This window comes from Niveibacterium sp. COAC-50 (assembly GCF_013184235.1).
Lineage (GTDB): Bacteria > Pseudomonadota > Gammaproteobacteria > Burkholderiales > Rhodocyclaceae > Niveibacterium > Niveibacterium microcysteis.
Map to the genome: position 1 here is coordinate 25,596 of NZ_JABCJM010000004.1, position 12,762 is coordinate 38,357.

Here is a 12,762-nt window from a genome sequence, read left to right on the forward strand (position 1 = left end):
GCGCAGATCCGATGGTTGGAAGTGCCGCTTACCGGCGGCATTGATGTGCCGCGCTACGTCAATGCCGTTTCCGGGTTGGCACTCCACCACCATCACGCGAGTCCTCCGGCGAGCCATCGCCGGCGCGGCACCACCAATAACGCATTGAATTGGTTGGAAACCAGCTTTCGGACTGAAATAACACAGACAAAACTGGCGGCGGAGGACACGCCGAGACGCACGCCAAGCGCTGCCAGATGGCAGCGGCTATGTCGCCCTTGCTGGCGATAGCCTGCTGCGTGCCGCCGTCCGCACCGTGTTCGGGCGGCTTAGCCCGGCCGCCATGGACAACTCGTAGTTAGCGTTACTGCGGGCACGTGCGGCCGCGAACTTGAGCGCCTCGACCAGCTCGACCTGCTCGCCAACAGCAAGCGACCGCCCCTCGAGCGCACGTAGCCGGCGAGCAAGGCGGCGTCGGCAGTTAACACCCGCTTCGCGGATTTGATGCTCGACCTCTGCGATGGCGCGGGTTACGTCCTCTGACGTCAAGGGCGCGCCTGAATAGCGATCACGCAGCATCCGGCCGCGGCTGCGAAATTCATTGAGAACGGTTTGATGGATTGCGCTGGCGGTCAGCGTTGAGTTGGTGCTCATGCAGGCTCCTGAACCAAACAGAATGACGCGATCTTCGCAGCGCTCCGCGCACGCCGCTTTACCTTGGCGGCCAATAGCCTGTCCGGCCAGCGCAGCAGAGTCCTTAAGACGGCGGCGCGAGCAGGCTGGTGGCGGTGAGGGGCAAGCCGACGCGGAAGGTGGGACCGCCCCCCTCGACCGATTTGGCGACGATGTCGCCCCCCCAACACCGAGCTCACGACGTTGTGCAAAATGTGCAGGCCGACGTGGCTGCTGCCCCGCCCGAGCTTGGTGGTGATGAACGCGTCAAAGGTCTGGGGCGAATGGCGACTTGGCATACCAACGCATTGCCCGAACCGACGATCGGAGCCACATCGACCGATCGCCGGGGTCGCAGACGCAGGCAACCTCCGCGCGCCCCGCCAAGCCGTGCAGCGATCGGTTCTGAAGCACTGGATGCCCAAGGTGCTCGGCGAGCCTTGCAACGCAAGCATCGGCCTGAAAAGCCCTGCTCTTTTAGTGTGCGCGTTCGGGCAAACGCAGCAACGCCGAGAAATTGTGAAATTCGTGTGTAGCGCTCAAGTCGGCGCCCCGCTGGCCGTCACATAGGCATCGAACGTCGGAACCGCCGGGGGCGGCACTTCGCCGCCCCACGCCCACACGAGGCTTCGCACCGCAGCGACGACAGAACTAGAACGGACAATGAAGAAATCCCGTGTGCCGACCGCGCTGCTGCTGGTCGCTTACGGCGCGGCGGCGCTCTTGAGCACCAGCGGCGCCGTAGCTCGACCACCTGCCAGCGAACAGTGGCTGCATCCCGTTGCGGGCGGCATTGCGCTGCTTGTCACCCTTACGCTGCGAGGCGGCGGCGAGCGGCGGCAACCGGTGCTCGCCCTGATCGGGCTGATCGCCGTGCTGGTCGGCCTGCCGCTGCTGGGCGGGGTTCGCGCGCATGAAGCGGGCGGCGTTGCCGCGCTGTGGCCGGCCGATACGCCGGCGGCCTTCGGCGCCCTGATCCTGATCTGGGCGGCCGGCTATATCGGGCTGAGCCTGCGCGCCGACCGCATCACACGCGGCATCGCCGAGGCGCTGGCTTGGGCGATCTGCGCGACGGCGCTCGCCGCGCTGATCTGGACATCGCTGTCGCTGCCCCTGATCTACGGCCTGGTAGCCCTTGCTTCGCCGCCGCCGGCCGTATCAATTGGGTTGCTGCTGCTCGGCTTGCGGCTGTTCGCCCACTGCCGTGCGCATCGCCCCGCCGCGCGCAGCGAGGACGTTCGCGTGGCGCGCATCGGCGTTGGTTTTCTCATCGCGGTGGCGTTCGTAACCACATTGGTCACGCTGGTGGCGCTGGAGACCCAGATCGAGCGCTCGCTCTACCAGCAGCAACGCATGACGGCGCGGAACCGCGAGCAGGTCTTCTTCTTCGCCACAGAAAGGCAGTTCTACGACGCCAACGCGCTGCTGAAGGATCAGGAGATCGGCCGCCTCGCCTTACAGGCACAACGCAGTACGGACGAGAAGATCCGGCGTCAGCTGTTCCAGCGCATTCAGGAGCAGTTGCCATTCCGGGTGGTGCGGGCGTTCAGCGCGCGCGGCAAGCGCGGCGAAGTACTCGCCGAACGGGGCACGCTGTCATCGGCGGACGCCATCTGGAGCGACACGCGCGGCAAGGTTCAGCTTGAAGTGAAGTGGGAACAGGGCGTGCCGTTCGCCCTGATGCGCCTGCAGCTTGAGTTGCTTGGAGAAGGCGTCGTCGGCGAGTTGCTGATCGAACAGTCGGTGCCCGCCTGGGAACAACTCGTCAGCGACACCTACGATCTCGGCCGCACCGGCGTGATGGCCCTGTGCGGCGAGAACGCGCAGCGCATCCGCTGCTTCCTCTCGGGCAGCGGCGAGTCCCTGCGCACGCCGCCACCCGGCGCGAAGATGACGGCATCGGTAGAGGATGCGCTGGCAGGCCACACCAGCCCCACATGGGATCCGCTTTTCAGCCAGGACGAGCAAGGTCGGCCGGTCACGCTGGTGTATGGCCCGATCGGGCCGGTGGGCATGGGTATGGGCATCGCCGGCAACGGCCTCGCGATGCTGATCACGATGGATGCCGACGAGTTCTATGAACCGGTGCGCCACCAGTGGCACCGGATCCTGCCCGTCGTGCTGGGCATTGTCCTCGTCGCGGGCTGGGCGCTCCGCCGCATCGTTCAACCGCTGATCCGTGCGCTGCGGGACAAGGAAGCGCGCTTCCGCGAGCTGACCGAGTTGTCGTCCGACTGCTACTGGCAGATGGATGCAGAACTGCGTTTCAGCGAGATCGTGGGCAAGGATCTCGCAGCGTCCGGCATCGATACCACGCGCTGGCTCGGCCGCGTGGTGTCCGCGCTCCCCCTGCATGCCGACGAAGCCACGCACGCCCACGCGATCGAAGCGGCCATGCAGCGCCGCGAGGTGTTCTCCGAGGAAGTACTGCGGCTCACCGCGGACGATTTGCAGCTGCGCTACCTGGTACTGTCCGGCGCGCCGCAGTACGACGCCCGCGGGCGCTTCCTTGGCTATCGCGGCGTGGGACGGAACATTACGCGCCAAAGGCAGGCGGAGGAACGCCTGCGCCACGCACAGAAAGACCTGCTGCGGGCCGAGCGCCTGGCCTCGCTCGGCAGCCTGGTCGCCGGCGTGGCGCATGAACTCAATACGCCGATCGGCAACTGCGTGACGGCCGCGAGTGCATTGAACGAGGAAATCGAGCGATTCGACGCAGCAGTGGCCGAGGGGAAGATCCGCCGCGTCGACCTGAGCGACTTCACGGCCTACGTGCGCGAGGCGGTGCATCTGCTGCGGCGCGGCCTCGATCGCGCGGCCGGCACGATCCGCAAGTTCAAGGAGGTGGCTGTCGATCAATCGAGCGACCGTCGCCTGGTATTCGATCTGAACAACAAGCTCGGCGACATCGTCGGCCTGCTCAGCCCGACGCTCGCGCGCCGCGGCGTAACGCTCGATGCGCGTGTGCCCGAAGGCCTCGTGATGGACAGTTTCCCGGGCGCGATCGCGCAGGTGGTCGACAACCTGGTGCTCAACGCGCTGACCCACGCCTTCGAAGGCCGCGAACGCGGCGAAATTCATCTGATCGTGTCGCCGCTTGCTGACGACCGCCTGCAGCTGAGCGTGAGCGACAACGGCGTGGGCATGAGCGCCGCCGTGATGGACCGCATCTTCGAGCCCTTCTTCACCACCCGCCTCGGCACGGGCGGCAGCGGCCTGGGTCTCTACATCGTGCGCAACATCGTGCAGGAGGTGCTGGCGGGCACCATCGACGTCGCCAGCACGCCCGGCAGCGGCACCACCTTCACGCTCGAATTCCCGCGCGTGACGCCGGAGACCAGCGCCGCCCCCCCGGAGGCACTGCGCTGAGTCTTTCGTGACGCGCGGCCCTATCGGCCGCCCACGATTTGGGGTTCAATGCGCGCAGCATTGCCGTGCGGCCCACCGGCCCACGACCGGCAATGCCCGTCGCTCCCTAGAACCCGCACAGCGCCTGCGCGCCGTGCTTACTGGCAGAGGCTTTGACGCAAGCATGCAAACGAGTTTTTCAGACTGGGTTTCCGGCGCCGACGAACTGAGCGCGAATTCTGCGCAGCGCCAGTTGCTCGCCATCCGCACTTCCGCCCGCAGCCGCTCGCACGCCGGGCTGCGCCTGCAGCGCCAGGGGCGCGCGTGGCTGGCAACGCTGATCGCGCTGTCGCTCGGCCTGATCCTGATCCCGCTGCTGCAGAACGCCGGCGTGCGGCTTGCACTGGCGCCCAACGTGCTGAATCTGTTGCAGATCTTCCTCGGCGTATCGGTGCTGGTTTGCGTGGTGCTGGTCGCTTCGGCCAACCATGCGCTGCGCGCCCGCGTGCTGCTCGAGTGTGGCGATCGACTGCGCGAGCTGGCGCGCGAATTCGAGAAGGTGTGCGAAGACGTCGGCCCCGGCGCGATTTCGTCGCATATCCTCGATGAATTCCGGCTGCGCCATGCCGACACCCTGCGCAACCTGGAAACCCCATCGCGCAACGATCAGCGCCTCGCGCTGCTGGACATGCCGGGCGAACACCGCCTCGGCCGCGGCGAGCGGATGCGGCTCGCGCTACGCGCACAGCTCACGAATGTCTCCGGCCTCGCGCTGCCACTCGTCATCGTGGCGCTCGAAGCCGTGTTCGTTGCCCATGCGCTGGGCTTGCCGCAGATGGGCGGCGACCCGCTGGTGGCCAGCAGCGTCTCGGCTGGCGACGCCGAACCCTCGCTGCGGATCAGCCGCTAAACCTTAACCCCACATGCCGCGCAGCTTCGCGGCGATATCGACCACCGCTTGCGGCGGCGGCGTGACAGCCCCCGCCGCATTGCTTCCGGCCACTGGCCACACGGCCTGCTCGAAGTGCTCCAGCACCGAGGGCGGGATGAAGCGGGTGCGCTGGGCATACACATGACGGTCACCGCCGCCGCTCTGCTGCGTCACGTAGAAGCGCTGTGGCGTGAGCAGATGGAGCGCGTCCTTCGCGCGCGTCATCGCCACGTAGAGCAGGCGGCGTTCCTCTTCGATCTCTGCGCTGCTGCCGGTCGCTAGGTCTGACGGAATGCAGCCGTCCACCGTGTTGAGCAGATAGACCGACTCCCACTCCTGCCCCTTCGCCGAATGGATCGTCGACAGGATCAGGTAATCCTCGTCGAGCAGCGGTACGCCGGATTCGTCGCTGGTCGCGTCCGGCGGATCGAGCGTCAGTTCGGTCAGGAAGCGTTCGCGATTCGGGTAGCTCGCGGCGATGCGCTCCATCTGCAGCAGATCGGCCTCGCGGATCGCAGCGTCCTCATACTTGCGCTCCAGGTGCGGCGCATACCAGCGGCGCACACGTTCGAGATCGGCCGGCCAGGCGGCGCGCAAGCGCAGGTCGCCCAACAGCGCGGGGAGTGCCGCCCAGGCCTCGCCCGCCGACGAGGGTGGCGCGAAATCCGCCAGCGCCGCCACCGGGTCGTTCGCCGCCTCAACCAGATCGACGATGCGTGCCGCGCTCTTCGGGCCGATGCCCGGCATCAGTTGTACGGCGCGAAAGCCCGCGACGCGGTCGCGCGGGTTCTCGGCCCAGCGCAGCACCGCCAGCATGTCCTTCACATGCGCCGCTTCGAGGAACTTGAGGCCGCCGAACTTCACGAACGGGATGTTGCGGCGCGTGAGTTCGATCTCCAGCGGCGCACTGTGATGCGCGGCGCGGAACAGCACCGCCTGCTTCTTCAACGCCACGCCTTCTTCGCGACGCGCCAGCACCTGGGCGGCCACGTAGCGCGCCTGGTCCGCCTCGTCGCGCACGGTGACCAGCTGCGGGCGCTGGGTTGCGCCGCGCTCGCTCCACAGGTTCTTCGTGAAGCGCTCGGCCGCGAGCCCGATCACTGCATTGCTCGCGGCCAAGATCGGCTGCGTCGAGCGGTAGTTACGCTCCAGCGTCACCACCGTAGCTGGCTGCGCAAACTCGCCGGGGAAGTCGAGGATGTTGCGCACCGTTGCGCCGCGGAAGGCGTAGATGGACTGCGCATCGTCCCCAACCACCGTAAGGCCACGACCATCCGGTTTGAGCGCGCGCAGGATCGAGGCCTGCAGACGGTTGGTGTCCTGATACTCATCCACCAGCACATGCGCGAAGCGCTGGCCAAGCTCGGCGGCGAGCGTTGGCTCCGCCGCCATGTGCGCCCAGTAGAGCAGCAGATCGTCGTAGTCGAGTACGTCCTGCCGCTGCTTGGCAGCGACGTAAGCGCCAAACAGCTTCTTCAGATCGTCTTCCCACATCGCGCACCAGGGGAAGGCATCGCGCAGCACATCGGCCAGCGGAGCCCCGGTATTCACCACGCGGGAGTAGATCGCGAGGCAGGTCTGCTTGGTCGGGAAGCGCTTTTCCTTCGCCGACAGGCCCTGCTCGTGCCGCACCAGATTCATCAGATCGCCGGAGTCTTCACGATCATGAATCGTGAAGGCGGGCCCGAGGCCGATCCTTTCCGCGTATTCGCGCAACAGGCGCGCGCCGATGCCGTGAAACGTGCCGGCCCAGCTCAGGGCTGCGCGCGCCAGCGCCGGGTCATCGCTGGCGCTGCCGAGAATGCGCTCGACGCGGCGCGTCATCTCCACTGCCGCCCGCCGCGAGAAGGTGAGCAGCAGGATGCTCGCCGGGTCCGCGCCCCCCAGCACCAGGTGCGCCACGCGGTGGGCCAGCGTGTTGGTCTTGCCCGAGCCAGCGCCGGCGATTACCAGCAGCGGCGCGGCGTCGGCGTACTCGACGGCCGCCTTCTGCTCGGGGTTGAGGCGCGCGGCAAACGTGGCAGGGGCTTGGGCAAGGGCTGACATGGGATGACCCGAAGGCAAAAGGTGTATGAATATACACCCTCAAAACCATCGCACCAGCCCATCGCGGCGGGCCGCAGCGCCACGCGAACGCAGCGCGCCGACGAAGCGACGACGCATCAATCGCCCGGCAAGGTAGGCATGCGTTGTCCATACTTTGTCCACCAGTCACACAAGGTGGAGGGGGCAATGCACATCATGCCGTTTGAAAACGTGACGCACGACGACGCCCGTGCGTCGCTCGACGCCGATCTGCGGCACGCCGTGCCCGGCGTTCGCAAAGCGGGCTACGACCACAGCAGCGACCCGCGGATCCACTTGAGTGCGCTCGCCGAACGCTGGCTCGCCGAGTCGCGTGACCCCAACGCCAATCTGCTCGCCGACACGTTTCCACATGTCGCGAACCAGCTCGCGCTGATCTGGCGCGAACCGTTCACCGCGCTGGACTACCTCGACAGCCTGATCACCGATACCCGCTGCGGCCGCCAGGGTTTCCCGGAGCCGGCACTGCGCGCGCTGCTGAAACTGCATGACCGCTGCACCGCGGCGCTACCGCCGCGCAACCCCTTCCTGCCGAACGATCCGTGGATACGGGGCAGCGACTCGGGCGAACGCCGGCACTGACACCGGCCTGCGCTTGGGGAAGGTCGGAAGAGGTTAGCGAGACGGATGCAGCGCAAGGCGCAGCGACCAAGACATATCAAATGGATAGGCGCGGGAGCGAGCACGCCACAACGCCGCGATGCGCCGTCGCAGCCACTTATTCAGACCTTCGTCAGCGGATCGCGTGCCGCCACTCGTCTTCGAACGTCCGCACGAGGTTCTGGCTGTTCAGGTGATTCGGTTCCGCCGCAACGCGATCCATATCGCGCGAGAAGTTGAACATCGCGGCCAGCGTGCCCCCGTCGAGAAAACGCGTTGGCACCGGCAGCGTGGCGGGCGGCTCGTAAGGCACACGGCCGGCGAGGATGTAGCCCCACTCACCGAAGGAAGGCACCAGTGCATGGTAGGGCGCGGTCTGAAAGCCCGCCTCCTCCAGCGTCGCGACCACCGTCCAGTAGGCCTTGCGTGCGTAGAACGGGCTGGTCGCCTGGATCACCGCGCGCCCCTCGGGCACCACGTGGCGCGCGAGCAGCCGGTAGAACGCTGTGGTGTAGAGCTTGCCGACGGCGAAGTTGGACGGGTCGGGAAAATCCACCACGACGAAATCGAAACGCTCGCGTGAATCCTCCAGCCAGCGCCCGGCGTCGGTGTTGATGACCTGCACCTTGGGCGAATGGAAGGCGTTACCGTTGAGCGCCCGAAGCGCCGGGGCATCGCGGAACAGCGAAGTCATGCCCGGGTCGAGATCCACCAGCGTGACATGTTCGATCTGCGGGTACTTGAGGATCTCACGCACGGCAAGGCCGTCGCCGCCGCCCAGCACCAGCACGCGGCGCGCCCACGGCAAGCTCGCGAGGCCCGGATGCACCAGTGCCTCGTGGTAGCGGTACTCGTCCGCCGACGAGAACTGCAGGTTGTTGTTCAGAAACAGGCGGAGATCGTCCTTCCAGCGCGTCAGCACGATGCGCTGGTACGGCGTGGTGCGGGTGTAGAGGATCGGATCCTGGTACATCTGCTGTTCGGCCCAGCCGGTAAAGCGCCCGGCGAAGCCGAAGCCAGCCGCGATCACCGCCAGCGTCACCGCGCACTGCACCACGACCAAGCGTGCCTGCGGCAACTGCGCGCGGAAGACCGCTACGGCCCACAGCGCGACCGCCGCGTTGAGCAGACCGAACAGGAGTCCAGTGCGTACCAGCCCGAGGTGCGGTGCGAGCAACAGCGGAAACGCGATCGACACCGCGAGCGCGCCCAGGTAGTCCACCGTCAGCACCTGAGATACCAGATCGCGTAAGGACAGCTCGCGCCGCAGGATGCGCATCACCAGCGGAATCTCCAGCCCCACCAGCACGCCGACCGCCAGCACCGCGCAGTAGAGCATCACGCGAAAGGGTGCTGCCTCCAGCGCGAAGATGCCGAACAACGCTGCGGGCGTGAAACCACCGACGAGCCCCACCAGCAGTTCGAGCTGGATGAAGCGCAGAACCAGATTGCGCTCGACGTACTTCGACAGCCAGGAACCCACGCCCATCGCGAACAGATAGGTGCCGATGACGGTGGAGAACTGCGTCACCGAATCGCCCAGCAGGTAGGAGGACAGCGCCCCGGCGACCAACTCGTAGGCCAATCCGCAGGACGCGACGATGAAGACGGAAACGAGCAGCGCGTGGCGCTGTGTGCGAAGTGAGCTCATCTGAATGCGCGACGCAGCCAATCAAGCTGGCGCCCGCCAAGGGGGTCTATGACGTGGTGTGGCACTTCCGCCGCGCGAGGCGGCGGAAGCGAGGCGGTGCTCGCGACTAACCGTGAATCGCCGCGGCCACGATGATCGCAATGCCAAGGCACATCGCGGCGACGATGATCGCAAGCGGCAGGTTGCGCTCCTTCACGATCTCGCGCCACAGGTCGTAGGGCGTGATCTTGTCGACGATGATGAAGGACACCCAGAACACCACCACGCCGAGGATCGAATAGACGATGGAGCCGAGCAGCGGCCGCGCGTTGAAGAACAGTTCCATGATTGGGGCTCCTGCTTACTTGTGATAGAGGCGCCCGCCGCTGGAGCGGGCGCTCGAAGAGGTACCGCGCTCGTCGAACAGGCCATAGCCGCGCGAATCCATCCAGCCGAGCAGCGAAATTGCGAGCAGTGCGGTGACCGAGAAGAGCTTGATCATCAGTCGTCGTCCTCCGAGCTGCTGGTCATCGGATGGTCACTCTCGCTCCAGCGCGCCACCTCGAAACTGTAGCTACGCACGAAGGCAAACAAGGGAAAACACAGCAGCAGCAACCAGCAACTGGCGAGGTTGGAGAACGGCGGCGGCGCCACCCGCAGCGTGACCTGATCGGTCAACAACTGCGACGCATCGGCCGGCAACTCGCCACGCACCACGAGGTGGTATTCACCCGCCGGCACTTGATAGAACACCGCGCTACCGCTCTGCCCACCCTCGGACCACGACCCGTCCGAATCGTAGCCAGAGTAGTACGAGATCTCGTTGGCCGCAGCGAAGTGCTCGCCCGAGCCACGATTCACCAACTCGACCTCTACCCCCGCCCAGGTGTTCGACACCGGCGCGAAGTGATCCACCTCGACACGCCGTTGGTCCGACGGAATCCGGAAGGGCTCTGAGGTCAGCGAGGTTTCCTGGCCCGGCTGCAGTTCGAGTCTCGTCTGATGAAACACCGCCGACGACCCGCCCGTGAACACGCCGTGCACAATCCACGCCACCAGCGCGAACACCAGGAACAAGCCCAGCACCGGCCAGCGCGTCGCAGCATGCGGGTTGGGCTGACAGGCATTCACACCCGAGGCGCGCATCAACGGGCGCTTGAGCGCAAACGCCGCAGTGACTTCGTCTGGCGACAGGTAGCGGCCGGCGGACCAGGTCCATTCGTTGTCGGTCTGCTCGCAGGACAGTACGTTGGGCGGTGCAATGAAGTCGCGCACCTGCACCTTGTCACCCAGACGCACCCGCCAGGTGAACTCACCCAGCACCGAAATCACCTCGGCGCGGTAATCGGCAAAGTGGCGGTAGCGCGAGCCACCAAGCGTGTATTCCGGTCGATCACCGCCGACGTTTTGCACCGGCAGCTTGTCGATCTGGCGCACGAAGTTCCAGTGACCACGCTCTGATACGAGCCAGGCGAATCCACCCTTGCCGTCGTACAGCAGGTACTCGTCCCAGGTGCCGACCTCATGCGGCACGCCTTTGCGCATGAAGCCGATGGCTTCCCACTCGACGCCGTCGAGCTTGCCCTTGCTGCCCAGCGCGAGCGGCGGCACCACGCGCGAGCTGGAACGCGCAGCGTCGCGCACCTTGGCGACCTTGCCATCCACATCCGACAAGGCGCCGCAACTGGTGCACGCCACCGCCAGCACGCCCTGATCATGCAGCGACCACGGCGCACCGCAGGACGGGCAGGCAATCGCTTCAGCCTTCCGTGCCGGCGTCGCCACCAGCGCCTCGCTGGCGCGGTCGCGCGTATTCGCGAGCTTGAGTGCAGCGCGGTCCACCGAGGCGCCAACATACACGGTGGCCGGATCGGACGAATAGTCGATCGTCGCAAACGCATCATCCGGCCCGCGCAGATCGATCACCGGCGCGATGTAGCCGGCCCCGACAACGAAGGGCAGCTCGCCCTCGCCGGAAAGGCAGACAGCCTCCTCCTTGTTGCTGACCTCGAATACCTTGCCGGCGATCTGCACCCGCGCGCCAGGGCGGATCGCCTCAAACGGCGGGAATTCCGGTCGCGAAGGATGCGGCAGTGTGACCGTCCACTGCCCGCCTGATTCCGACATCCAGCCGAACTTGCCGTCGTCGAACAGGATGTGCCATTCGTTCCAGAAGCCGGCGTCGTAGCGCAACTGCAGCCGGCCCACCACGCCGAAGCCGGTACCGCCCCAACGCCCCTGCGTGCCGATCTGGACCGGGCTGTCGTCCGGCAACAGCTCGGCCATGCGGCCAAGATTCTTAAGCGTGTCGCCATCGCGTGCGAGCGTCGCACGGCAGTACGCGCACACCGCCAGCGCCGAGGCGGCGGACTGGAAGCGCACAGCGGCGCCGCAGGAGGGGCAAATTACGTTGACGGGCATGCGTGCAGGTCAGCGAGCTTGCCGGCAGCGCGTGCATGCACGGCAAGCATCCACGTCACACGGCGCTCAGGAGAGCTTGCCGAGCAGTTCGGCCTTCTTCGCCGCAAACTCTTCGGCGGTAAGGATGCCCTTCTCCATCAGGCCATGGAGCTTTTCCAGCAAGGCCACGACATCCTCCGCGGACTGCGCCGGTGCCGCGGCCGCGGGTGCAGCGGCCGGCGCCGCGGCCTGCGTAGCTTGCGTGAAGGCGCCCGCCATTGCCTGCCCCATCGCGATGCCAGCACCAAGGCCCGCACCCGCGCCAGCAATACCGCCTTCATTGCCCGCGGCAATCGGGATCGCGTTGGCGGTCTGGTACTGGGTGAACTTGTTGAGGTCACCCACCATGTTCATGCCGATGCGCTGGTCGAGCACCTTCTGCAGCTCTTCCGGCAGCGACACGCTCTCGACCACGAAGTTGTCGAGCGCCAGGCCGAACTTCGCGAAGGCCGGCTCCATGCGCGCCTTGAGTTGCGCGCCGAACTCCGACAGGTTGGCCGCCATGTCGAGGAACGCCACGCCGGATTCGCCGAAGAGCTCGCTCATGCACGACACCATCGTGCCGCGCAGTTGGCCGTCGAGGTCGTCCACCGTGTAGTGCTCGCGGGTGCCGCTGACTTCGGTGTGGAACAGCTTCGGATCGACGATGCGATAGCCATAAAGGCCAAAGGCACGCAGGCGAACGATGCCGAAATCCTTGTCGCGAATCGTCACCGGCTGCGGCGTGCCCCACTTGCGATCGAGCTTGAGCCGCGTGCTGAAGAAGTAGACGTCGCTCTTGAACGGCGACTGGAACAGCTTGTCCCAGTTCTGCAGGTTCGTCAGGATCGGCAGCGTCTGCGTCTTGAGCGTGTAGAGGCCCGGCGCGAAGAGATCCGCGACGCGGCCTTCGTTCACGAACAACGCGGCTTGCGACTCGCGCACCGTGAGCTGGGCGCCGTACTGGATCTCCATGTCCTGCATCGGATAGCGCGACACCAGTACGCTGTCGTCGTCTTCCGTCCAGTGGATGACGTCGATGAACTGTTTCTTGATGAAATCCATCAGAGCCATGGCT

10 protein-coding genes are annotated in these 12,762 nt (G+C 66.2%); 3 read left to right on the plus strand and 7 right to left on the minus strand.

Features of this window, described 5'->3' with window-relative positions; translation table 11 throughout:
* Positions 1-246: 246 nt before the first annotated feature.
* A complete protein-coding gene (locus HH302_RS15655) occupies positions 247-633 on the minus strand; it encodes a hypothetical protein (protein ID WP_172203184.1) in 387 nt (128 codons plus the stop codon).
* Between the two features lie 681 nt (positions 634-1,314).
* Here HH302_RS15655 and HH302_RS15660 point away from each other — a divergent pair.
* Together HH302_RS15660 and HH302_RS15665 are read left to right on the plus strand one after the other, a co-directional pair.
* Positions 1,315-4,020 carry a sensor histidine kinase gene (locus HH302_RS15660; protein WP_172203185.1) on the plus strand — a complete coding sequence of 902 codons (2,706 nt, stop codon included), beginning with the start codon at positions 1,315-1,317 and terminating at the stop codon, positions 4,018-4,020.
* A 163-nt stretch (positions 4,021-4,183) separates the two neighbouring features.
* On the plus strand, positions 4,184-4,909 hold the full coding sequence (locus HH302_RS15665) for an SLATT domain-containing protein (RefSeq protein WP_172203186.1): 726 nt from the start codon (positions 4,184-4,186) through the stop codon (positions 4,907-4,909).
* 3 nt (positions 4,910-4,912) lie between these two features.
* Here HH302_RS15665 and HH302_RS15670 read toward each other — a convergent pair whose 3' ends face one another.
* The gene (locus HH302_RS15670) at positions 4,913-6,976 is read right to left on the minus strand and encodes an ATP-dependent helicase (protein ID WP_172203187.1); all 2,064 of its coding nucleotides are present in this window, start codon (positions 6,974-6,976) and stop codon (positions 4,913-4,915) included.
* Positions 6,977-7,162: 186 nt separating this feature from the next.
* On the opposite strand from HH302_RS15670, the gene HH302_RS15675 reads away from it, so the two are divergent.
* Positions 7,163-7,597 carry a hypothetical protein gene (locus HH302_RS15675; RefSeq protein WP_172203188.1) on the plus strand — a complete coding sequence of 145 codons (435 nt, stop codon included), beginning with the start codon at positions 7,163-7,165 and terminating at the stop codon, positions 7,595-7,597.
* 151 nt (positions 7,598-7,748) lie between these two features.
* On the opposite strand, the gene HH302_RS15680 is transcribed toward HH302_RS15675, so the two are convergent.
* The 5 genes from HH302_RS15680 to HH302_RS15700 all read right to left on the minus strand — a co-directional run bounded on the left by HH302_RS15680 (position 7,749) and on the right by HH302_RS15700 (position 12,758).
* Complete coding sequence (locus HH302_RS15680) at positions 7,749-9,266, minus strand: polyamine aminopropyltransferase (RefSeq protein ID WP_172203189.1); 1,518 nt, start codon at positions 9,264-9,266, stop codon at positions 7,749-7,751.
* A gap of 106 nt (positions 9,267-9,372) precedes the next feature.
* Complete coding sequence (locus tag HH302_RS15685) at positions 9,373-9,591, minus strand: DUF350 domain-containing protein (RefSeq protein ID WP_172203190.1); 219 nt, start codon at positions 9,589-9,591, stop codon at positions 9,373-9,375.
* A gap of 15 nt (positions 9,592-9,606) precedes the next feature.
* Entirely contained in the window at positions 9,607-9,747 is a 141-nt protein-coding gene (locus tag HH302_RS15690) for a hypothetical protein (RefSeq protein WP_172203191.1), read from the minus strand.
* Positions 9,747-11,666: a DUF4178 domain-containing protein gene (locus HH302_RS15695; protein WP_172203192.1), complete on the minus strand. Its 1,920-nt coding sequence runs from the start codon at positions 11,664-11,666 to the stop codon at positions 9,747-9,749. The genes HH302_RS15690 and HH302_RS15695 overlap by 1 nt, the downstream gene beginning before the upstream one ends.
* A gap of 66 nt (positions 11,667-11,732) precedes the next feature.
* On the minus strand, positions 11,733-12,758 hold the full coding sequence (locus HH302_RS15700; protein WP_172203193.1) for an SPFH domain-containing protein: 1,026 nt from the start codon (positions 12,756-12,758) through the stop codon (positions 11,733-11,735).
* Positions 12,759-12,762 lie beyond the last annotated feature (4 nt).

Coding starts and splice junctions, on each gene's coding strand:
- HH302_RS15655 (WP_172203184.1), bottom strand. CDS start 633: ATGAGCACCAACTCAACGCTGACCGCCAGCGCAATCCATCAAACCGTT.
- HH302_RS15660 (WP_172203185.1), top strand. CDS start 1,315: ATGAAGAAATCCCGTGTGCCGACCGCGCTGCTGCTGGTCGCTTACGGC.
- HH302_RS15665 (WP_172203186.1), top strand. CDS start 4,184: ATGCAAACGAGTTTTTCAGACTGGGTTTCCGGCGCCGACGAACTGAGC.
- HH302_RS15670 (WP_172203187.1), bottom strand. CDS start 6,976: ATGTCAGCCCTTGCCCAAGCCCCTGCCACGTTTGCCGCGCGCCTCAAC.
- HH302_RS15675 (WP_172203188.1), top strand. CDS start 7,163: ATGCACATCATGCCGTTTGAAAACGTGACGCACGACGACGCCCGTGCG.
- HH302_RS15680 (WP_172203189.1), bottom strand. CDS start 9,266: ATGAGCTCACTTCGCACACAGCGCCACGCGCTGCTCGTTTCCGTCTTC.
- HH302_RS15685 (WP_172203190.1), bottom strand. CDS start 9,591: ATGGAACTGTTCTTCAACGCGCGGCCGCTGCTCGGCTCCATCGTCTAT.
- HH302_RS15690 (WP_172203191.1), bottom strand. CDS start 9,747: ATGATCAAGCTCTTCTCGGTCACCGCACTGCTCGCAATTTCGCTGCTC.
- HH302_RS15695 (WP_172203192.1), bottom strand. CDS start 11,666: ATGCCCGTCAACGTAATTTGCCCCTCCTGCGGCGCCGCTGTGCGCTTC.
- HH302_RS15700 (WP_172203193.1), bottom strand. CDS start 12,758: ATGGCTCTGATGGATTTCATCAAGAAACAGTTCATCGACGTCATCCAC.